Source organism: Streptomyces sp. NPDC031365 (assembly GCF_055569765.1).
Map to the genome: position 1 here is coordinate 108428 of NZ_JBVIIM010000019.1, position 21881 is coordinate 130308.

Annotated in this window: 16 protein-coding genes, 1 tRNA gene and 2 pseudogenes; 9 read left to right on the top strand and 10 right to left on the bottom strand. The window is 71.3% G+C overall.

All coding sequences use genetic code 11. The annotated features are described in order from the left end of the window. Position 1: 1 nt before the first annotated feature. Together ACZ5C2_RS25675 and ACZ5C2_RS25680 are read right to left on the bottom strand one after the other, a co-directional pair. Positions 2-1420 carry an ADP-ribosylglycohydrolase family protein gene (locus tag ACZ5C2_RS25675; protein WP_468795337.1) on the bottom strand — a complete coding sequence of 473 codons (1419 nt, stop codon included), beginning with the start codon at positions 1418-1420 and terminating at the stop codon, positions 2-4. Next, positions 1417-2421 carry an ADP-ribosylglycohydrolase family protein gene (locus tag ACZ5C2_RS25680; protein ID WP_468795340.1) on the bottom strand — a complete coding sequence of 335 codons (1005 nt, stop codon included), beginning with the start codon at positions 2419-2421 and terminating at the stop codon, positions 1417-1419. Before ACZ5C2_RS25680 ends, ACZ5C2_RS25675 begins: the two co-directional genes overlap by 4 nt. Positions 2422-2682: 261 nt before the next feature. Here ACZ5C2_RS25680 and ACZ5C2_RS25685 point away from each other — a divergent pair, with 261 nt between their 5' ends. From ACZ5C2_RS25685 to ACZ5C2_RS25695, 3 genes are all read left to right on the top strand, one after another. Beyond that, a complete protein-coding gene (locus ACZ5C2_RS25685) occupies positions 2683-3414 on the top strand; it encodes a VIT1/CCC1 transporter family protein (protein ID WP_468795343.1) in 732 nt (243 codons plus the stop codon). Positions 3415-3782: 368 nt separating this feature from the next. Next, a complete protein-coding gene (gltB, locus tag ACZ5C2_RS25690; protein WP_468795492.1) occupies positions 3783-8381 on the top strand; it encodes a glutamate synthase large subunit in 4599 nt (1532 codons plus the stop codon). Next, positions 8374-9837, top strand: a complete 1464-nt coding sequence (locus ACZ5C2_RS25695) for a glutamate synthase subunit beta (RefSeq protein ID WP_468795346.1) — start codon at positions 8374-8376, stop codon at positions 9835-9837. The genes gltB and ACZ5C2_RS25695 overlap by 8 nt, the downstream gene beginning before the upstream one ends. Positions 9838-9972: 135 nt before the next feature. Here the strand turns inward: ACZ5C2_RS25695 and ACZ5C2_RS25700 are convergent, their stop codons facing one another. The 3 genes from ACZ5C2_RS25700 to ACZ5C2_RS25710 form a co-directional block, all read right to left on the bottom strand. Then, positions 9973-10767: a chitosanase gene (locus ACZ5C2_RS25700; RefSeq protein WP_468795349.1), complete on the bottom strand. Its 795-nt coding sequence runs from the start codon at positions 10765-10767 to the stop codon at positions 9973-9975. Between the two features lie 84 nt (positions 10768-10851). Then, the gene (locus ACZ5C2_RS25705; RefSeq protein ID WP_468795495.1) at positions 10852-11691 is read right to left on the bottom strand and encodes a chitosanase; all 840 of its coding nucleotides are present in this window, start codon (positions 11689-11691) and stop codon (positions 10852-10854) included. A gap of 56 nt (positions 11692-11747) precedes the next feature. Then, entirely contained in the window at positions 11748-12674 is a 927-nt protein-coding gene (locus ACZ5C2_RS25710; protein WP_468795352.1) for a rhomboid family intramembrane serine protease, read from the bottom strand. Between the two features lie 147 nt (positions 12675-12821). Here ACZ5C2_RS25710 and ACZ5C2_RS25715 point away from each other — a divergent pair, with 147 nt between their 5' ends. Continuing rightward, the gene (locus tag ACZ5C2_RS25715) at positions 12822-13544 is read left to right on the top strand and encodes a vWA domain-containing protein (protein WP_468795355.1); all 723 of its coding nucleotides are present in this window, start codon (positions 12822-12824) and stop codon (positions 13542-13544) included. Positions 13545-13598: 54 nt separating this feature from the next. Here the strand turns inward: ACZ5C2_RS25715 and ACZ5C2_RS25720 are convergent, their stop codons facing one another. Next, a complete protein-coding gene (locus ACZ5C2_RS25720; protein WP_468795358.1) occupies positions 13599-14240 on the bottom strand; it encodes an SIMPL domain-containing protein in 642 nt (213 codons plus the stop codon). A gap of 84 nt (positions 14241-14324) precedes the next feature. Beyond that, positions 14325-15224, bottom strand: coding sequence for a hypothetical protein (locus ACZ5C2_RS25725; protein WP_468795361.1), 900 nt, complete (start codon positions 15222-15224; stop codon positions 14325-14327). Positions 15225-15344: 120 nt separating this feature from the next. Between ACZ5C2_RS25725 and ACZ5C2_RS25730 the strand changes: the two genes are divergently transcribed. The 3 genes and pseudogenes from ACZ5C2_RS25730 to pepN form a co-directional block, all read left to right on the top strand. Beyond that, positions 15345-15719, top strand: a complete 375-nt coding sequence (locus tag ACZ5C2_RS25730; protein WP_468795364.1) for a chorismate mutase — start codon at positions 15345-15347, stop codon at positions 15717-15719. A 111-nt stretch (positions 15720-15830) separates the two neighbouring features. Further along, complete coding sequence (locus tag ACZ5C2_RS25735) at positions 15831-16373, top strand: response regulator (RefSeq protein WP_468795367.1); 543 nt, start codon at positions 15831-15833, stop codon at positions 16371-16373. 48 nt (positions 16374-16421) lie between these two features. Continuing rightward, a pseudogene (pepN, locus tag ACZ5C2_RS25740) lies at positions 16422-19007 on the top strand (aminopeptidase N); the annotation flags it as partial. 72 nt (positions 19008-19079) lie between these two features. Here pepN and ACZ5C2_RS25745 read toward each other — a convergent pair. Then, complete coding sequence (locus tag ACZ5C2_RS25745) at positions 19080-19343, bottom strand: hypothetical protein (RefSeq protein WP_468795371.1); 264 nt, start codon at positions 19341-19343, stop codon at positions 19080-19082. Positions 19344-19354: 11 nt separating this feature from the next. Here ACZ5C2_RS25745 and ACZ5C2_RS25750 point away from each other — a divergent pair. Beyond that, positions 19355-19693, top strand: a pseudogene (locus ACZ5C2_RS25750) (SidA/IucD/PvdA family monooxygenase); the annotation flags it as partial. Between the two features lie 45 nt (positions 19694-19738). Here the strand turns inward: ACZ5C2_RS25750 and ACZ5C2_RS25755 are convergent. Next, the gene (locus ACZ5C2_RS25755) at positions 19739-19885 is read right to left on the bottom strand and encodes a hypothetical protein (protein WP_468795504.1); all 147 of its coding nucleotides are present in this window, start codon (positions 19883-19885) and stop codon (positions 19739-19741) included. A gap of 302 nt (positions 19886-20187) precedes the next feature. Between ACZ5C2_RS25755 and pyk the strand changes: the two genes are divergently transcribed. Further along, complete coding sequence (gene pyk / locus ACZ5C2_RS25760) at positions 20188-21624, top strand: pyruvate kinase (RefSeq protein WP_468795374.1); 1437 nt, start codon at positions 20188-20190, stop codon at positions 21622-21624. 100 nt (positions 21625-21724) lie between these two features. Here pyk and ACZ5C2_RS25765 read toward each other — a convergent pair. Continuing rightward, positions 21725-21797 (bottom strand) — tRNA-Leu (locus ACZ5C2_RS25765). Between the last annotated feature and the right edge of the window lie 84 nt (positions 21798-21881).

Sequence of the window (21881 nt, forward strand, 5' to 3'; positions counted from 1 at the left end):
ATCATCCCTCCGTCGGGGTCGGGTATGCGGCTGCCAGGAGTCCGGCGAGTTCCACCAGGTCGGTGCCGGTGAGCCGGGGGAGTACGCAGCCGGAGAGGGTGCGGCAGCTGTCCCGCCATGCCGCGGGGATCGCCGGGCCGCCGCACAACGCGCCGGTGAGGGCGCCGACGAGCGCCGGAGCGGAGTCCGCGACCCGGGACAGACAGGCTGCCGCGGGGACCGCCTCCGCGATCCGACCGTGGGCGGCGGTGGTCAGCGCGAGGGCCACGGGGACGGTCTCGGCGGCGGCGACGCCGTAGCTGTAGACATGGTCGACGATCTGGTGCTCGAGTGGCGGTACGAGGGCGAAGGCGCTGTCGGCGTCCGCCGCGAGCCTCAGGGCGCACCGGGCGTTGCGGCCGATCTCCGTGTCCTCGGGCAACTCGGCGCAGGCCGCGGCCACGCACGTGTACGGGTCCGCGCCGGTCAGCGCGAGTGCGACGGCGGCGGCCATGGCGCGAGCACCGTGCACACCGTCGCCGTCCTGGGTGTAGCGGGCGTCGAACTCGGCGAGGTCGGCGGCGGCCCGGGGGTCTCCTGGATGGGCCACGGCCAGCACACAGGCCCGTACGCAGGCCGCGTCGTCGAAGTAGTGGGGGTTGTCGTGGCCGGTGGCGGGCGGCCGCAGGCCGGTGGCGAGGTTGCCGAGGCCGGCGCGGACGGAGATGCGGGCGCGCAGGGGGAGTACGGCGGACTCGGTCTCGGGGGCGCGGTCCGCCGCCGCGGCGATCTCGCCGGCAACGGTGTTCCAGGTCAGGTCGATGGCAGCGCGGGTGCGGCGTTCGCGGCTGAGGTCGCCGAAGGCGGTGTCGTCACCGGCCCGGAGCACGGCTTCCGCGGCGAAGGCCGCCCATTCGGCGTCGTCGGAGGGGCCCAGGCGCAAGGGCTCGGAGGGCTGGTTGAGGGCGATGGGGACCGGGAGGGTGGTGGTGGCGTTCTGTTCGGCGAAGGTGTCGAGTTCGCGGGTGAGGCGGCGGGTCCACTCCGGCATTCGCGCTGCGCGGTGGCGGGCGGCGGGCCAGCCCGCGGCGTCGCCTGCGGCGAGGCCCAGCAGGAGGCCCTCGATCCTTGCTTGCGGTGGGGTGCGGCGGTTCTCGGCCTCGGCTTCGCCTTCGGCCGGGGAATCGTTCCCACCCGCACTCCCCGTGCGGCTTGCGTGGTCGGGTGCGGGTGGCCCCTGTGGGGTGTTCCCGCCGTCGGCGGGTGCGGGTGGGGCTTGCGGGGGTGTCTCGCCGTCGGCGGGTGCGGGTGGGGCTTGCGGGGGTGTCTCGCCGTCGGCGGGTGCGGGTGCGGGTGCGGGTGCGGGGGCCAGGGCGGGGGCGGGCGGGGTGTGCAGGGGGTGCTTGTCGTCGGCGGGGGTGGTCGTCGTGGGGGTTGTCATGACGAGGTCTCCGGGGTCAGGAGGTCCGCGATGTGGAGGACGTGCTGGCCTGCCATGGCGGGGAGGCAGGTGCCCCGGGCCGGGGTGATGGCCGCAGCCCAGGGGGCGGGGACGGCGTCGACGCCCTGGGTCGCGCCCGCCAGCGCCCCCGCCACCGCCGCCGTCGTGTCGGCGTCGCGACCCATGTTGACGGCCGTCAGCACCGCCTGTGCGAAGTCCCCGTCGGCCGCCGCGTACGCGCCGAAGGCGAGGGCGACCGCCTCGGGGGCCAGGTCGGTCCACGGGTAGCCGCCGATCACCACCGCCGCGCGGACCGCGCGTTCGCCGAGGTGGGCCGCCGTCACGGCGCGGCGCAGTGAGCGGGCGGTCCAGGAGTCCTCCGGCACCACGGCCAGCGCCGAGGCCACCACCGCGACCACCGGTGCCCCGGCCATCGCCGCCGCGACGCCCGCCGCGACCGCCTGGCCGCCGTAGATGCCCTCGCCGTCGTGGCTGACCGAGCCGTCGATCGCCGCCAGCCGGGCCGCCTCGTCGGGACGGCCCGCCGCGAACACCCCGTGCGGCGCCGCCCGCATCGCCAGCCCGTCGCTCCAGGCGTGCCGGTGCTGGGCGGAGATGGGCGCCGCCAGCCCCCGGCGCAGGTTCTCCAGCGTGCCGCGCTCGCTGAAGCCGGCACCCCGGAACGGGCCCTCGGAGCGGTCCGCGATCCACTCGTGCCAGGCGGCCCCGACATGTGCCGGGGTGAGCGCGGAGCCGTGCCGGGCCAGCAGCAGGCCGGAGAAGATCGCGTACTCGGTGTCGTCCGTGCCCGCCGGGCGGTCGGCCACGTATCCCGTGATGCGGCCCCATTTCGCGCGGATCTCGGAGGGCTTCATGTTCTCGGCCGGGGCGCCCAGCGCGTCGCCGACGGCCAGGCCGAGCAGCGCGCCGCGTCCCCGTTCCCGGCGCCCGAGGGCGTCCCCGGGCGCCGGGACCGAGGGGATGCGGGTGGTCGACGCCATACGCGGCTCTCCTCTCAGGCGCGCCCCGAGGGAGGCGCGGAGCCCTTTGCGGAACTGTCCCCGGTGTGGTGTCCGGCGCAGCCTCACGGGCCTCAGCGTCACCCGGTCGACATCTGCGCGTTCATCTACACAAACGAGCAGATGATGCAAAGCCGCAGGTTAGCCCAGCCTTTCCTAGCTGGCGGGAGGGAATGGGGAGGCGTACATTGAGTGCCGTCGAAGAATGGAACGCGTCCAAACAAGGGGCTGTGGGGGACCGGTATGGCCATCATCGAGACCGAGGCGGCGCTGCACGAGGCGCACCGCGACAACCACACGCACCGGGATGTGAACGGCGGCTGGCTGCGCCCCGCGGTGTTCGGCGCCATGGACGGACTGGTCTCCAACCTCGCCCTGATGACCGGTGTCGCCGGCGGGGCGGTCGGCCAGCAGACCGTCGTCCTCACCGGCCTCGCCGGACTGGCCGCCGGTGCCTTCTCCATGGCGGCCGGCGAGTACACCTCCGTCGCCTCCCAGCGTGAGCTGGTCGAGGCCGAACTGGACGTCGAGCGGCGTGAACTGCGTAAGCACCCGAAGGACGAGGAGGCTGAACTCGCCGCCCTCTACCAGGCCCGCGGTGTCGAGCCCGCCCTGGCCCGCGAGGTGGCCCGTCAGCTGTCCCGGGACCCCGAGCAGGCCCTGGAGATCCACGCCCGCGAGGAACTCGGCATCGACCCCGGCGACCTGCCCTCGCCCACCGTGGCCGCCGTGTCCAGTTTCGGCTCCTTCGCGCTGGGCGCCCTGCTCCCCGTCCTGCCGTATCTGCTCGGTGCGAGCAGCCTGTGGCCGGCCGTGCTGCTGGCGCTGCTCGGCCTCTTCCTGTGCGGCGCGGTGGTGGCCAAGGTGACGGCACGCACCTGGTGGTACAGCGGTCTGCGGCAGCTCGCCCTGGGCGGCGCGGCGGCCGGTGTGACGTACGCCCTGGGCGCGCTGTTCGGAACGGCCCTAGGATGATGCCCTTCACGCTTATGCGAGGGGCCGCATAAGTAGTGGTTACTTGCTGGTTTCGGCGGCATGACCACTGGGCATGAGCCGTAAGCGCTGTGGGCAATGAGGCCGACGGCGTGCCCCGCGGGACGGGCGAAGGAGCCTCTTCCCGCCACCGCTGACGGGCATCGATCTGTCCGTCGCGGACTCCATGGCTTCCACCGCCGGGCGCGGAACCCCACCGCGCCCCGTCCGGTGTCCGCATGCTGGAACGGAATGTTCCGGTTCCCGAGAGCCGCTCCATCATGTAACCTGCACGAAATTTCGCACCCCCGCAGAGGGCCAACGTCGTCCCTCGGCACTTCACATGCCACATGACGACGACGGGAGAGCCGATGCGTACGCCGCGCCAGCCGTCCCAGCATTCTCCGAACGACCGCCTGAACTGGTCGTTCATGGATGCTCGCCCTGCTGCGCAGGGTATGTACGATCCCCGCAACGAGCACGACGCCTGTGGCGTCGGCTTCGTCGCGACCCTTACCGGCGAGGCGTCCCACACCCTGGTCGAGCAGGCACTCACCGTTCTGCGCAACCTCGAACACCGCGGCGCCACCGGCTCCGAGCCGGACTCGGGCGACGGCGCGGGGATCCTCTCCCAGGTGCCGGACGCCTTCTTCCGCGAGGTGGCCGGATTCGGTCTCCCCGAGGCCGGCGGCTACGCCGTCGGTATCGCCTTCCTGCCGGAGGACGGCACCGACGCCGCCGTCGTCCGCATCGAGGAGATCGCCGCCGCCGAGGACCTGACCGTCCTCGGCTGGCGCGAGGTTCCGGTCGCGCCCCAGCTGCTCGGCGCCACCGCCCGCTCGACGATGCCGGTCTTCCGGCAGATCTTCGTCACCGACGGTGAGAGCCGGGGCATCGGCCTCGACCGCAAGGCGTTCGTGCTGCGCAAGCGCGCCGAGCGCGAGGCGGGTGTCTACTTCCCGTCCCTCTCGGCCCGCACCATCGTCTACAAGGGCATGCTGACCACCGGCCAGCTCGAGCCGTTCTTCCCGGACCTGTCCGACCGCCGCTTCGGCTCCGCGATCGCGCTGGTGCACTCCCGGTTCTCCACCAACACCTTCCCGTCGTGGCCGCTCGCGCACCCGTACCGCTTCGTCGCGCACAACGGCGAGATCAACACCGTCAAGGGCAACCGCAACTGGATGCGCGCCCGCGAGTCCCAGCTTGCCTCGGACCTGTTCGGCAGCCGCACGGACCTCGAGCGGATCTTCCCGATCTGCACCCCCGACGCCTCCGACTCGGCGTCCTTCGACGAGGTCCTGGAACTGCTGCACCTGGGCGGCCGCTCCCTGCCGCACTCCGTGCTGATGATGATCCCGGAGGCGTGGGAGAACCACGACTCCATGGACACGGCCCGGCGCGCCTTCTACCAGTACCACTCCACGATGATGGAGCCCTGGGACGGCCCCGCGTGCGTCACCTTCACCGACGGCACCCAGGTCGGCGCCGTACTCGACCGCAACGGCCTGCGCCCCGGCCGCTACTGGGTCACCGACGACGGCCTCGTCGTCCTCGGCTCCGAGGTCGGCGTGCTCGACATCGACCCGGCGAAGGTCGTCCGCAAGGGCCGTCTCCAGCCGGGCCGCATGTTCCTGGTCGACACCGCCGAGCACCGCATCATCGAGGACGACGAGATCAAGTCCGCCCTCGCGGCCGAACGCCCCTACGCGGAGTGGCTCGAGGCCGGCGAGATCGAGCTGTCCGACCTGCCCGAGCGCGAGCACATCGTGCACACCCACGCCTCGGTCACCCGCCGCCAGCAGACCTTCGGCTACACCGAGGAGGAACTGCGCGTCCTCATCGCGCCGATGGCCAAGGCCGGCGCCGAGCCCATCGGCTCGATGGGCACCGACTCGCCGATCGCCGCGCTGAGCGAACGCCCGCGGCTGCTCTTCGACTACTTCACCCAGCTGTTCGCCCAGGTCACCAACCCGCCGCTGGACGCGATCCGCGAGGAACTGGTCACCTCCCTGCTCTCCTCGCTGGGCCCGCAGGGCAACCTGCTCGAGCCGACCGCCGCGGCGTGCCGGAGCGTCACGCTGCCCTTCCCGGTGATCGACAACGACGAGCTGGCCAAGCTCATCCACGTCAACGCCGACGGCGACATGCCGGGCTTGAAGGCCGCGACCCTCTCCGGCCTGTACCGGGTCTCCGGCGGCGGCGACGCCCTCGCCGACCGGATCGGGGCCATCTGCGCCGAGGCCGACGCCGCCATCGACAACGGCGCCCGGCTGATCGTCCTGTCCGACCGGCACTCCGACGCCGAGCACGCGCCCATCCCGTCGCTGCTGCTCACCTCGGCCGTCCACCATCACCTCATCCGCACCAAGCAGCGCACCCAGGTGGGCCTGCTGGTGGAGGCCGGTGACGTCCGGGAAGTCCACCACGTCGCCCTGCTCATCGGCTACGGCGCCGCCGCCGTCAACCCCTACCTGGCGATGGAGTCCGTCGAGGACCTGGTCCGCGCGGGCACCTTCCTGCCCGGCATGGAGCCCGAGCAGGCCATCCGCAACCTGATCCACGCCCTCGGCAAGGGCGTCCTGAAGGTCATGTCCAAGATGGGCATCTCCACGGTCGCCTCCTACCGCGGGGCCCAGGTCTTCGAGGCCGTCGGCCTGGCGGACGACTTCGTCGAGAAGTACTTCAACGGCACCGCCACCAAGATCGGCGGCGTCGGCATCGATGTGATCGCCAAGGAGGTCGCCGCCCGCCACGCCAAGGCCTACCCCGCCTCCGGCATCGCTCCCGCGCACCGCGCCCTGGAGATCGGCGGCGAGTACCAGTGGCGCCGCGAGGGCGAGCCGCACCTGTTCGACCCGGAGACGGTCTTCCGCCTCCAGCACTCCACGCGCTCCGGCCGCTACGACATCTTCAAGCAGTACACCGGCCGCGTGAACGAGCAGTCCGAGCGGCTGATGACGCTCCGCGGGCTCTTCGGCTTCACGTCCGGCCGGGGGCCGGTCCCCCTCGAGGAGGTCGAGCCGGTCTCCGAGATCGTCAAGCGGTTCTCCACCGGTGCCATGTCGTACGGCTCCATCTCCCAGGAGGCGCACGAGACCCTCGCCATCGCCATGAACCAGCTGGGCGGCAAGTCCAACACCGGTGAGGGCGGCGAGGACGCCGAGCGGCTGTACGACCCGGCCCGCCGGTCCGCCATCAAGCAGGTCGCCTCCGGCCGCTTCGGTGTGACCTCCGAGTACCTGGTCAACTCCGACGACATCCAGATCAAGATGGCCCAGGGCGCCAAGCCCGGCGAGGGCGGCCAGCTGCCCGGCCACAAGGTCTACCCGTGGGTCGCCAGGACCCGGCACAGCACCCCCGGTGTGGGACTCATCTCCCCGCCGCCGCACCACGACATCTACTCCATCGAGGACCTCGCCCAGCTGATCCACGACCTGAAGAACGCCAACCCCCAGGCGCGCATTCACGTCAAGCTGGTCTCCGAGGTCGGCGTCGGCACGGTCGCCGCGGGTGTCTCCAAGGCCCACGCGGACGTCGTGCTGATCTCCGGTCACGATGGCGGTACGGGAGCCTCCCCGCTCACCTCGCTGAAGCACGCCGGCGGTCCCTGGGAGCTCGGCCTCGCCGAGACCCAGCAGACCCTGCTGCTCAACGGCCTGCGCGACCGGATCGTCGTCCAGACCGACGGCCAGCTCAAGACCGGCCGGGACGTGGTGATCGCCGCCCTGCTCGGCGCCGAGGAGTTCGGCTTCGCCACCGCTCCGCTGGTCGTCTCCGGCTGCGTCATGATGCGCGTCTGCCACCTGGACACCTGCCCGGTGGGCATCGCCACCCAGAACCCCGTACTGCGGGACCGCTTCTCGGGCAAGGCCGAGTACATCGTGAACTTCTTCCGGTTCATCGCCGAGGAGGTCCGCGAGCTCCTCGCCGAGCTGGGCTTCCGCTCCATCGAGGAGGCCGTCGGTCACGCCGAGGTCCTCGACGTGACCCGCGCGGTCGACCACTGGAAGGCCCAGGGCCTGGAGCTGGCGCCGCTGTTCCACGTGCCCGAACTGCCCGAGGGCGCCGTCCGCCACCAGGCCGTCACCCAGGACCACGGCCTGGAGAAGGCCCTCGACAACGAGCTGATCAAGCTCGCCGCCGACGCGCTGTCCGCGGCCGGCGCCGAGGACGCCCAGCCGGTGCGCGCCCGGATCGCCATCCGCAACATCAACCGCACGGTCGGCACCATGCTCGGCCACGAGGTCACCAAGAAGTTCGGCGGTGCGGGCCTGCCCGACGACACCATCGACATCACCTTCACCGGCTCCGCCGGCCAGTCCTTCGGTGCCTTCCTCCCGCGCGGTGTCACACTGCGTCTCGAGGGCGACGCCAACGACTACGTAGGCAAGGGCCTGTCCGGCGGCCGCATCGTGGTCCGCCCGGACCGCGCGGCCGACCACCTCGCCGAGTACTCGACCATCGCGGGCAACACGATCGCCTACGGCGCGACCGGCGGCGAGCTGTTCCTGCGCGGTCGTACGGGCGAGCGGTTCTGCGTCCGCAACTCAGGAGCGACGGTCGTCTCCGAGGGCGTGGGCGACCACGGCTGCGAGTACATGACCGGCGGCCACGCGGTCATCCTCGGCGAGACCGGACGCAACTTCGCGGCCGGCATGTCCGGCGGCATCGCCTACGTCATCGACCTGGACCCGGACAACGTCAACGCCGGAAACCTGGACGCCGTACAGGCGCTGGACGACGCCGACGAGCAGTGGCTGCACGACGCGGTCCGCCGGCACCAGGAGGAGACGGGTTCCACCGTCGCGGAGAAGCTGCTCGCCGAGTGGGACACGGCCGTTGCGCGTTTCAGCAAGATCATCCCCCGCACGTACAAGGCAGTGCTCGCCGCCAAGGACGCCGCCGAGCGAGCCGGTCTTTCCGAGACCGCGATCACCGAGAAGATGATGGAGGCGGCGATCAATGGCTGACCCGAAGGGTTTTCTGAACCACGGCCGCGAGGTCGCCAGGTCCCGTCCGGTCGAAGAGCGGACGAAGGACTGGAACGAGGTCTACGTCCCCGGCTCCCTGCTGCCGATCATCAGCACGCAGGCGAGCCGCTGCATGGACTGCGGCATCCCCTTCTGTCACAACGGCTGCCCGCTCGGCAACCTCATCCCCGAGTGGAACGACTTCGCCTACCGTGAGGACTGGGGCGCCGCCTCCGAGCGGCTGCACGCCACCAACAACTTCCCGGAGTTCACCGGCCGGCTGTGCCCCGCCCCGTGCGAGTCGGCGTGTGTGCTCGGCATCAACCAGCCGCCGGTCACCATCAAGAACGTCGAGGTCTCGATCATCGACAAGGCGTGGGAGAGCGGTGACGTCGCCCCGCAGATCCCCGAGCGCCTCTCCGGCAAGACCGTCGCGGTCGTCGGCTCAGGCCCCGCGGGTCTGGCCGCCGCCCAGCAGCTGACCCGGGCCGGTCACACGGTCGCCGTCTACGAGCGTGCCGACCGCATCGGCGGTCTGCTCCGCTACGGCATCCCCGAGTTCAAGATGGAGAAGCGGCACATCAACCGCCGCATCGAGCAGATGCGCGCGGAGGGCACCAAGTTCCGCACCGGCATCGAGATCGGCCGCGACATGCCGGCGACAGCGCTGCGCAAGCGGTACGACGCCGTGGTCCTCGCCGTCGGGGCGACGACCGCGCGCGACCTGCCGGTGCCCGGCCGGGACCTCAAGGGCATTTACCAGGCCATGGAGTACCTGCCGCTGGCCAACAAGGTGCAGGAGGGCGACTACGTCGCCCCGCCGATCTCCGCCGAGGGCAAGCACGTCGTGGTGATCGGCGGCGGTGACACCGGCGCCGACTGCGTGGGCACCGCCCACCGCCAGGGCGCCGCGTCCGTCACCCAGCTGGAGATCATGCCCCGCCCGGGCGAGGAGCGGGACCCGGTCGGCCAGCCGTGGCCGACCTTCCCGATGCTCTACAAGGTCACCAGCGCCCACGAGGAGGGCGGTGAGCGGGTCTACTCCGTCTCCACCACCCACTTCGAGGGCGACGAGGACGGCAATGTCCAGTGGCTGCACCTGAGCGAGGTCGAGTTCGTCGACGGCAGGCTCACGCCGAAGCCGGGCACCGATCGGAAGATCCCGGCCCAGCTGGTCACTCTCGCCATGGGCTTCACCGGCACCGACCGGGACAACGGCCTGGTGGACCAGTTCGGCCTGGAGCTCGACGAACGGGGTAACATCGCCCGCGACGCCGACTTCCAGACCAATGTGCCCGGAGTGTTCGTCGCCGGTGACGCCGGCCGTGGCCAGTCGCTCATCGTGTGGGCGATCGCCGAGGGCCGCTCCGCCGCCCGGGGCTGCGACCGCCTCCTCACCGGGGCGAGCGAGCTGCACGCCCCGATCCGGCCGACGGACCGTGCCCTGATGGCCTGACGGCACCTCACAAGCGTCCCGTACAAAGGCGTACGGGCGGGTTATCTGGGGGACACCCCCCAGACCCCCCGAGACGGCGCCTGCCCGCCTGTCCCCGACCGGACAACTGGGCAGGCGCCGCCCCATGTCAGGGGGTCACGCCACCTTGTAGGCCGTCCCGTACATCTCCCACTCCAGCGGGGTGTCGAGGTCCAGATTGCCCTCGTTGAGGAAGCGGCGCTGGGCGGTGTCGACACGGCTGGTGTCGTGCCCGGGGTGCAGCTCCGTCATGGCGGTGCGGCGGATGTCCAGGAACGCGGAGAGGTACGCCTCCTCGTCACCGCCCTCGGCGGGGACGTCCGCCCGCTTCATCGCCGCCGCGCGGATGCCGCCGAGGCTCGTGGGACCGTCACCGGGGCCGTGGTAGACGAGCGCGTCGTAGTAGATGAACTGGCCCAGCGCCGACAGTCCGTCGCGCCTCGCCTGCCCTACGGCCGGTTCGAAGTACTCCGTGTCCCGTTTGGCGTCCTGCGCGGCACGGAACTCCGGTTGCTTCGCCTCCGCCTTCCAGGCCGCCCTGAACCCCGGGTCCAGGCCCTCGTGCGAGTCCGTGCCGTCGACCTCGCGCAGCGCGGGCAGATAGCGTGCGAGGCCGTTGTCCGGGTGGTCCCCGGTGTACTCCTCGACCAGGGTCAGCAGATCGTGCGTACCGGTGCAGAAGCCGATGATGCCCGCGGTGTAGCCCTGGCCGTCGCCTATGTCCTCGATGTAGCCGTAGGCGCTGCGCCAGTCGAGCGTGCCGTTCTCGGCGCTGGCGACTATCCGCTGCGCGAGCTCCTTCTTGGCGGGACTGGTCAGCGCCGACGCCTCGTCCTTCCCGGAAGTGGCGGACGAGCAGCCCGCCGACGCCAGCGCGAGGACGGACAGGGCCGTGAGCAGGGCACGTTTCATGGACCCAGCGTACGAAGGAGGGGGGCGGATCCGTCCGGCACCGCGGGCCCGCCCGTTCACCGTTCTGCGGGCGCCGCGGCGTCGTCAGGGCAGCGTGTAGTGCTCGCCGTGCATGTCCCACGCCAACGGCGTGTCCAGATCCAGGTTCCCGGCCTTCAGGAACCGGTGCTGGGCGGTGTCGATGCGGGAGGTGTCGTGGTCCGGGTACCGGCTCAGCATGGTGTCGCGGCGGACGTCCAGGAAGGCGCTCAGATACGTTTCCTCAAGACCGCCCGCCGCGGGCGTCTCCGCCTGATCGAGGGCCCGCTCGCGTACGTCGTAGAAGCCGCCCGCCTCGATGCCGGGCCCGTGGAAGACCATCGCGTCGAAGTAGACGAACTGGCCCAGCGTGCCGAGGCCGTCCAGCTTCGCCAGACGTACCGCCGGTTCGAAGTACCTGCGGTCGCGCTCCGCCTCCTGCGCCGCGCGGAACGCGGCGGTCTGCGACTCCGCCTTCCAGGCGGCCGGGAAGCCGGGGTCCAGGCCCTCGTGCGAGTCCGTGCCGTCGACCTCGCGCAGCGCGGGCAGATAGGGCGCCAGCCCGTTGTCCGGGTGGTCCTCGGTGTAGGTCTCGACCAGCGCGAGCAGATCATGGGTGCCGGTGCAGAAGCCGACGATGCCCGCCGTGTACCCGCAGCCGTCGCCCTCGTCCTCGACGACGCCGTAGGTGCCGCGCCAGTCGGTCGTCGCGTGCTCGGCACTCGCCACCAGCCGCTGGGCCAGGTCCTTCTTCTCGGGGGCGGCCAGCCCCGGCGGCCGGGCGGCGACGACCGCGTCGTCGGCCGCCAGTTCCTTCTCGGCCCGGTCCTTGGCCTCCTCCAGCGCCGCCTGCGAGCTGGCTGCGGGCGGTGGCGCCGGGGTGTCCGGGGAGTCGGACGGCAGCATGAAGTACACCGCCGCGGCGATCACGGGAACAGCGGACAGAAGCACACTGACGGGTTTCACCGCGGGACACCTCCACTTGTCATCCCGGCCACCTTGGCCACCGCTGCCACCAGCAGCAACGCCAGCAGGACAGTACAGGCCGCCGCCTGGATGAGCACCCGACGCCTGCCCCGGGGCACGTACGCGAAGACCAGCGCCACCGCACCGCCCGCCAGCAGCCCGCCCAGGTGCCCCTCCCAGGATGTGACGACCGCGGAGATCACCAGCCACAGCAGCAGCCCGGCCATGAATCGGTTGACCTGGCCCATGTCGGCACCCACCCGCCGCGCCATCACGTAGTACGCCGCCCCCACACCGAAGACCGCCCCGGACGCGCCGACCACGGCGTCCTCGGGCGCGAGCAGCAGTACCAGCACCGAACCGCCCAGGGCGGACAGCAGATACAGGGCGAGATAGTGGACACGGCCGAGCATCGGCTCGACGAGCCGGCCCAGATTCCACAGCGCCACCATGTTCATCACGATGTGGAGGATGCCGAACGTGCCCTCGGTGGGCGGCAGATGCAGGAACGCGCCGGTCAGCAGCCGGTACCACTCCCCGTCCACGATCCCCTCCGGGCTGAAGCCCGCAGGGTGGGGATCCATCCACGTCAAGCGCTCGCCGTACGCCCCGACCAGTCCGGCACCCAGCATCGCGAACCGGTCCACGATCTCGGGGCGCACCAACTCCGCCAGGTAGACCAGCGCGTTGACGACGATCAGCGCATACGTCACCACCGGCACCGCCGACACCCGGCCGCCCGCCAGGGTGCGGGCCTGCCGCATCGACCGCGCGCCCTCCTTCACGCACTCGGGGCACTGGTGGCCCACGGCCGCCTCCCGCATGCAGTCCGGGCAGATGTACCGCTCGCAGCGCGTGCAGCGGACGTGGCACTCCACCTTCGGATGGCGGTAGCAGGTGGTGACGGCGGACTCGGACTCCACGGGCCGGCTCCTCGGGAGGGAACGGGGACGGACAAGAGCCGGTGGGGACGGCGGCGAACAAAATAGCGAACGCCGGTGGACGGAGTGGGGGGCGGGGTGGGGGTGCCGTACTCTCGGGGGCCCGTTCCGTGACCGAGGGGGAGCCGTATGGCCGCGATCAGCCTGACCAAGGTCGAGGAGACCGCGCCCGCGCTGGTCAGCCTCTACAAGACCGCCGGGGTGTCACTCACCAAGCACGGGCTGGACGGTGTGCGCGCCGCCGTCTACCTGGTGGTCGACTACTCCGGCTCGATGAAGCCGTACTACAAGGACGGCAGCGTGCAGGCGCTCGCCGACCGGGTGCTCGGCCTGTCGGCCCACCTCGACGACGACGGCACGGTCCCGGTCGTCTTCTTCTCCACCGACGTCGACGCCGTCACCGACATCGCCCTCGCCGACCACCGGGGCCGCATCGAGCGGATCGTGGCCGGGCTCGGGCACATGGGCAGGACCAGCTACCACCTGGCGATGGACGCGGTCATCGACCACTACCTGGACAGCGGCTCCACCGAGCCCGCGCTCGTCGTCTTCCAGACCGACGGCGGCCCCGTCAACAAGCTCGCCGCGGAGAAGTACCTGTGCAAGGCCGCCCGCCTCCCGCTCTTCTGGCAGTTCATCGGCTTCGGCGACCCGCGCAGCAAGCAGTTCGACTACCTCCGCAAGCTCGACGACCTGGCCGTACCGGCCAAGCGGCCCGTCGACAACGCGGGCTTCTTCCACGCCGGTTCGGACCCGCGCGAGGTGTCGGACGCGGACCTGTACGACCGCTTGGTGGGCGAGTTTCCCGGCTGGCTGGCAGCGGCGCGGACGCAGGGGATCGTCCGCCCCTGACGCCTCCATTGACGCTAGCCCGGCCGGCGGTGACCCTCTCGGGCCCGGCCGGGACTACCGTCCCAGAGCGAAGCCCAGCAGTACGCCCGCCGCCACTTCCACCATGCCCGGCACGAGATCTCCCGACGAGTTCCCGCCACCACCGCCGTGTCCGCGGAACTGGTGGAACTCCTGCGACTCGGAGTCCACGTCCTGGATGTGGAGCACCGTCCCCAGGCGCACCTCAGCCGCCTCCGCGTACACCTGCGCCTTGCGGCGGGCCGCCGCGACCGCACGGCGCCGTGCCTCGTCCCGCAGCGCCGGCTTGTCGTGCACGTCGAACTCGACGTCGTCGATGTTGTGCGCACCCGCCCCGACCACGTCCACGATCAGCTGCTGAAGACCGTCCAGTGCCTCGCTCTCGACGACGTACGCGGCCTTGCAGCGGTAGCCGAGGAACTTCCGGTCACCGCCGTACCCGTTGTACTCCGAGCTCAGCCTGAGCCGTGAGCCGGACACCGACGCGTCCGGAATCCCGTGCCCACGCAGGACCTCCCGCAGCCGTGCCACCGCGGCCCCCGCCGCATGGAACGCCCGGTCCGGAGCCTTCTCCAGCACATCCACGCCGAGCTTCACCCGGACCAGCTGCGGCTCGGCCCGCACACTGCCGGCACCGAAGACACTGAGCCCCCATGGCTCCTTGATCGTTTCTGTCATGCGGGCATTGAAGCACCACAGGGCCGCCACGCGCGGGGGATTCCCCGGGCCCGCCGGATGCCCCCGTCACCCGCCCGGCGTCCGTCACGTATCGCACTCCAGCACCGTCCGGCACAACCCGCACCGTGCCCGCACCCGGCCCTTCACCGGAACCCGGATCCGCTGGTGGCAGGTCGGGCACGGGAACGACACCCGCAACGGACCTGGGTCGGCCGCCGTGAAGCTGTACGGCACCTCCTGCCGCCCTCCGGCCGGGACGGAGTGGTCCCGGGCGTGCCGCCGGTCTCGCGCGTACCGCCGCCGGCCCGCCCGGCCGGCCGCGGTCAACGGCGGCTGCTCCCCGTCCCGGCGCGCCAGCGCCATCCCCTTCCCGTACGCCGTGTACGCCTGCGCGCTGGTGAACCACACCGACGGGTCCTCCCCGAACAGCAGCGACCGCTTCGCCAGCACATAGCCGAACTCCTCCGGCGTGAGGTACCCCAGCTTCTGGGACGACGCCGCGTCCTCCCGGAACGCGTCCAGTAGCAGCCATCCCGCCCCCAGATAGGTCGCCGTGGTGTCCGTCAGGATCTCGTTGTCCCGCGTCCCCGGGAACGACAACCCCAGCCGGTGCAGATACACGTGCGCCACCTCGTGCGCCAGCGCCGCCCCGATGTCCCGCCGATGCGTCCGGAACCGGTCGTTCAGTTCGACGAAGTACTCCGGCCCCGCGGCCAGTTCCACGTTCGCCGCATGCGTCATCTCACGGAACCCGACGATCAGCCGCGCGTCCGGCAGCCGGTAGTGCCGCACCATCTCACGGGCCACCCGCTGTGCCCCCAGATGCAGATCGTCCGTGTCGCAGAACGCCACGTCCACGGGCGCCACACTCACCGGGAACGTCCGGACCGTGTCGTGCGACAGCCGCCTGTACAGCGCCGTGACGGCCTCCCGCACCGTCTCCAGGTGCGGGTAACCGTGCTCCACCGGTCCGCCGTTCGCCACGTCGCACCCCCGCGCGCCCTGAACCCGATTCCACTGTACGGTCCCGCCGCGGACACCGCCGCGGACACCACCGCGGACACCACCGAACCCGGTCCCGCCCGCACCGTAGGCTGGCCCCCCATGACCACCAGCAACACCACGACCGGTGACATCGACCCCGCGGTCCGTGCGGAACTCACCCGGTTGCGTGACAGCATCGACAACATCGACGCCGCCGTCGTCCACATGCTCGCCGAACGCTTCAAGTGCACCCAGCAGGTCGGCCGCCTCAAGGCCGAGCACCGGCTGCCGCCCGCCGACCCCGGCCGCGAGGCCCGCCAGATCGCCCGGCTGCGCGCCCTCGCCGAGAACGCCAAACTCGATCCGGCCTTCGCGGAGAAGTTCCTCAACTTCATCATCGCCGAGGTGATCCGCCACCACGAACGCCTCGCCGACGACACCGCGGACGCCACGCCCTCAGCGAACCGGGCCACTACCTCCTCCCCCGGGGAGTGACAGGGCGGCCCGCAGGGGGCATGCTGCGCTGTGCACTCCTTGTCAGCTGACGAGCACCATCCGTCAGCGTCCGGACAGCCATCCGGTCCCTTACGAGGAGGGATGTGTGCCATGCCGCCCAACGCCCGGATCCTCATCGTCGACGACCACGAGGACACCCTGTACGCCCTGGAGAGCGCCCTGGCCCCGCTGGGTCACCTGCTGGGCCGGGCCACCAGCGGCGACGAGGCCCTCAAACAGCTCCTGCGCGGAAACGTCGGCCTGCTCCTCCTCGACGTCCACATGCCCGGCACCGGCGGCCTCGACGTCGTGCGCTACATGCGGCGCCTGGAACAGACCCAGCACATTCCCGTCGTCCTGCTCACCGGCTTCGCCCGCGACCGGCAGCTCGGCGCCGCCGCGTACGCCCTCGGCGTCGCCGACCTCGTCACCAAACCCGTCGACCCCTGGGCCCTGCGCACCAAGATCCGACACCTCTACGACGTCCACCAGCGCCGTCTCGCCCTGGAGGCCGAGATCCGCGCCCTGCGCGCCCGGCTCGAGAAACGCAACCCCACCCCCGCACACCCCGCCCTGCCCCACCCGCACGCGCACATGGCGCCCGGACAGCCCTCGGGGGCGCAGACCGGGGAGCTCGAACGAGACCGGACATAGGCCGCGTACCCGATCCGCCCCTGTGCCGCGGCAACGGCATCAGGCAGCATGGCCTGCATGTCCGTACTGACGCGCGACGAAGCGCAGAACCGAGCACAGCTCCTCGACGTCCGCCGCTACACGATCGAACTCGATCTGACCACCGGCGACGAGACGTTCGACTCCCGCACCCTGATCAGGTTCGGCGCCCGCGCGGACGCGGACACCTTCGTCGAGATCAAGCCCGCCGAGCTGCGCTCCGTCACCCTCGACGGACAGCCCCTGGACCCCGGCAGCCTCGACGGCAACCGGCTGCCGCTGCGGAACCTCACCGCCGGCGAGCACGAACTGCGCGTCGACGCGCGCATGCGCTACTCCCGCACCGGTGAGGGCATGCACCGCTTCACCGACCCCACCGACGGCGAGACCTACGCCTACACCCAGCTGTTCCTCGACGACGTCCAGCGTGTCTTCGCCGCCTTCGACCAGCCCGACCTCAAGGCCGTCTTCGAGCTGACCGTCACCGCCCCGCAGCACTGGACCGTCCTCGCCAACGGTGTCACCGAGCACACCGGCAACGGCGTGTGGCAGGCCGCCCCCACCCCGCTGATCTCCACCTACCTCGTCGCCGTCGCCGCCGGGCCCTGGCACTCCGTGCGCACCGAGCACCGCGGCCTGCCCTTCGGCATTCACTGCCGCCGCTCCCTCGCCGTCCACCTCGACGCGGACGCCGAGGAACTCCTCGACATCACCCGCGCCTGCTTCGACCGCTACCACGAGAAGTTCGAGGAGCCGTACCCCTTCGACTCCTACGACCAGGCCTTCGTCCCCGAGTTCAACGCGGGCGCGATGGAGAACCCCGGACTGGTCACCTTCCGTGACGAGTTCGTCTACCGCTCCGCCGTCACCGACACCGAACGCCAGACCCGGGCCATGGTCATCGCCCACGAGATGGCGCACATGTGGTTCGGCGACCTCGTCACCCTGAGGTGGTGGGACGACATCTGGCTGAACGAGTCCTTCGCCGAGTACATGGGCTACCAGACCCTCACCGAGGCGACCCGCTTCACCGACACCTGGACCGACTTCGGTGTCTCCCGGAAGGCCTGGGGCTACGACGCCGACCAGCGGTCCTCCACCCACCCCGTCGCCCCCGGAGACGTAGGGGACACCGCCTCCGCGCTGCTCAACTTCGACGGCATCTCCTACGCCAAGGGCGCCTCCGCGCTGCGTCAACTGGTCGCCTGGCTGGGCGAGAAGGACTTCCTCGCCGGCATCAACCTCCACTTCCAGCGCCACCGGTTCGCCAACGCCGCCCTCGCCGACTTCCTCGACTCCCTCGCCGCCGCCACCGAACGCGACGTCCACGCCTGGGCCGACGCCTGGCTGCGCACCACCGGCGTCGACACCCTCACCCCCGAACCGAGAGCCGGCGACAACGGCTACTGGCACCTCGACATCCGGCACCGGGGCGACGCCGGCGTGGGGACCGGCCCCGCCCCCGACACGAACCGCGACGACCACGTCCACCACGGGCCCCGGCCGACCGGTAGCAAGCGCCCCCACCGCATCTCCATCGGCGTCTACGACCACGACCTCCACGACGCCGGCCGCCTCACCCTGCGCCGGCGCCTCGAAGCCGATCTCCCCACCGCCGAGAGCGTCGACCTCAGCAGTGGCGGCCCACGTCCCGCCCTCGTCGTCCTCAACGACGGCGACCTGACCTACGCCAAGATGCGCTTCGACCCCGAGTCCCTGAGCACCCTGCGCTCCCACCTGTCCGGCCTGCCCGAACCCCTCACCCGTGCGGTGGTGTGGAACGCACTCAGAGACTCCGTCCGCGACGGCGACCTGCCCGCCGCGGACTTCCTGGACATCGCCCGCACCCACCTGCCGCACGAGAGGGACCTCGCCCTCGTCCAGGGCGTCCTCGCCTTCGCCTCCGTCCACATCGCCGACCGCTACCTCACCCCCGACCGGCGGCCCGGCGCCCTCTCCACCCTCACCGCGCTGTGCCGCGACCTCATCCGACGCACCGAGGACGGTGACAACCCCGGCCTGCGCCTCATCGCCGTACGCCAGTTCATCGACGTGGCCGCCCACCCCGACACCATCGCCGCCTGGCTCGCCGAAGGCACCGTCCCCGGCGGTCCCGAACTCGACCCCGAACTGCGCTGGCGGGTCCTCGCCCGTCTCGCCGTGCTCGGCGCCACCGACGAGACCGACATCGCCGCCGAACTCGAACGCGACCCCAGCGCCACCGGCCAGGAGGGCGCCGCCCGCTGCCGCGCCGCCCTCCCCGACGAGGACGCCAAGGCCCGTGCCTGGGACGCGATGTTCGGCTCCGACGACCGGGCCGACTTGTCGAACTACCTGTTCACCGCCACCGCCCGGGGCTTCTGGCAGCCCGAACAGGCCGACCTCGTACGCCCTTATGTGGGCCGCTACTACAAGGACGCCGTCGCCCTCGCCGCCCGCCGCGGCCCCGCCATCGCGGAGGCCGTCGGCCGCTGGGCCTTCCCCGCCCACGCCGTCGACGCCGAGAACCTCAAGCTCGGCGAGAAGTGCCTGCGCAAGGCCAACCCGACGCCCGCCCTGCGCCGCAAGCTCGTCGACCAACTCGACGACCTGGCACGCGCGTTGCGCGTGCGGGAGGTGTAGCCGGGCGCGCGGGCCCCACCCGCCCGCCCGGTGGGCGCGGACGGGGTGGGGCCCGATCCGCCCTGCTCACCGCACACCGACCCGTCCTCCGCCCGGCAGCTCCGAGTAGTGCTCGCCGTTCGTGCCCACCGCGTGCCCACCGCGTGCCCACCGCTTGCCCACCGCGTCCAGCGCCGCCAGGAGCGGAGCGGGTCCGACGGCGCCACGTACGGTGGGAAGGGCGAAGTGCGACGGTGAGATCCGCCCGGGGACGCGCGGGTTGCCAGAGGCGTGCACCAGCACGGTGGCGCCCTGCCCCACGCCTGCGAGGACCGCCGATGAGCACGCCACCCCAGGTTCCCGCGGGCGCCGAGGTCTTCCTCGACCTGCTCCGCCGACGGCCCCCGGCCAAGGAACGGCTGCACTGGCTGGGCCGCACCGATGCCTTCGCCCCCATGGAGTGCTCCAAGCTCGGCCTGGAGCACTTCACCCCCGACCACACCCGCTACTTCCACGCCCTGCCGGAACCCGTCCGCGACCGGCTCGTCCCCGCGCGGTGGCAGCTCCACAAGGGCGTCGGCGCCGCCACCATCGCAGCCGTCCACGACGAGCTCGGGCCGGCCGCCCTGCACGGCGGCCGGCCCGACGCCGTCCTCACTCCCGCCGTCCGCGTCCACGCCGCCGCCCGCACCGGTGCCACCGGCAACGGACTCTGGACCTGATACCCGTACGGACCGGAGGAACGGTCAGAACACCGGCGTGCCGTCCCGCGTCAGCCTCCAGTCGGCGGACGCGAAGTCCTTCGAGTCCAGCACACCCTTCGCCGTCACCCACTCCGCGATCCGGGTCCGGATCTCCGTCGACTCCGCCCACAGCTCCTTCGCCGACGCCACCTGCGGGACCTTCCGGGCGGTGCAACGGCATGTCGGGCTCTCCTCGCACAACAACGAACAACGCGCGTGGATTCGCCCGACGATTCCGACCTGAGCACGCCGACCGGAACAGCCCTTCCGGGTTGCGATCCGACGACCGCCCGGCCGGAGCGCCCGCGTTTCCCCGCCGGCGCCCACCGCGCCCGCTCATCGGAGCGCCCCTACGCACAATTCAACACTTGTCAATAACCTTTCACCCGAAGGCCGTTGAGTCGTCGCCCGTGACCAAATCGCTACCCGCGGGTAAGACATAGGCTCGACGCATGCGCCGAGCGAAAATCGTCTGCACTCTGGGCCCCGCCACCGACACATACGACCAGATCAAAGCACTGGTCGATGCCGGGATGGACGTGGCCCGATTCAACCTCAGTCACGGTGAACACACCGAGCACGAGGAGCGCTACCGACGGGTACGAAAAGCCGCCGACGAAACCGGCCGCAGCGTCGGCCTCCTCGCCGACCTTCAAGGCCCGAAAATCCGACTCGGCCGATTCACCGAAGGGCCCGTACTCCTCGAACGCGGCGACACCTTCACCATCACCGTCGAGGAAGGCGCCGAAGGCGACCGTCACGGCTGCGGCACCACCTACGCCGGCCTCGCCGCCGACGTCACCACCGGCGAACGCGTCCTCGTCGACGACGGCAAGGTCACCCTCGAAGTCACCGCTGTCGACGGTCCCCGCGTCCGCACCACCGTCATCGAAGGCGGCATGGTCTCCGACCACAAGGGCCTCAACCTCCCCGGCGTCGCCGTCTCCGTGCCCGCACTCTCCAAGAAGGACGAGGACGACCTCCGCTGGGCCCTGCGCACCGGCTTCGACGTCATCGCCCTCTCCTTCGTCCGCAGCGGACGCGACATCAAGGACGTCCACCGCATCATGGACGAGGAAGGCCGGCGCCTTCCCGTCATCGCCAAGGTCGAAAAGCCCCAGGCCGTTGAGAACATCGACGACATCGTCGCCGCCTTCGACGGCATCATGGTCGCCCGCGGCGACCTCGGCGTCGAGATGCCCCTCGAGCAGGTGCCCCTCGTCCAGAAGCGCGCCATCAAGCTCGCCAAGCGCAACGCCAAGCCGGTCATCGTCGCCACCCAGATGCTCGACTCGATGATCGACAACGCGCGCCCCACCCGCGCCGAAGCCTCCGACGTCGCCAACGCCGTCATCGACGGCACCGATGCCGTCATGCTCTCGGGTGAGACCAGCGTCGGCAGCCACGCCGTCGACACCGTCCGCACCATGGCGCGCATCGTGGCGGCGGCCGAGGAGGACATCCTCGCCAAGGGCCTGCCGCCCCTCACCGAACGCAACAAGCCCCGCACCCAGGGCGGCGCGGTCGCCCGCGCGGCAGCGGAGATGGGCGACTTCCTCGGCGCCAAGTTCCTGGTCGCCTTCACCCAGTCCGGCGACACCGCCCGCCGCCTCTCCCGCTACCGCTCCCCGATCCCCGTCCTCGCCTTCACCCCTGACCCGGCCACCCGCTCCCAACTCAGCCTCACGTGGGGCGTGGAGACCTTCCTCGGCCCCCATGTGAACACCACGGACGCGATGGTCGACCAGGTCGACGACCTGCTCATCGGCTACGCACGCTGCGACAAGGGGGACACTGTCGTCGTCACGGCCGGCTCCCCGCCGGGCGTATCGGGCTCCACGAACCTGGTCCGCGTCCATCACATCGGAGAGGACGACGGCCCTCAGTAGCGGGCCGGGCGGGGGCGCCCTTGACGCACGACAAAAGCGGATGTTCACCGCGTCGGTGGACATCCGCTCTCAAATGGTGACCTTGAATACAGAGGAAAAGTACCCCGGGTCGGATTCGAACCGACGCTGGATGGTGTTTGAGACCATTGCCTCTACCGCTGGGCTACCGGGGCGCCCTGCAAAACGAAGGTCGACGGTTACCCGCCGTGCCCCCACCCTATCGCAGCTGGGTACGCTCTTGTCAGCAGTACCGGTCT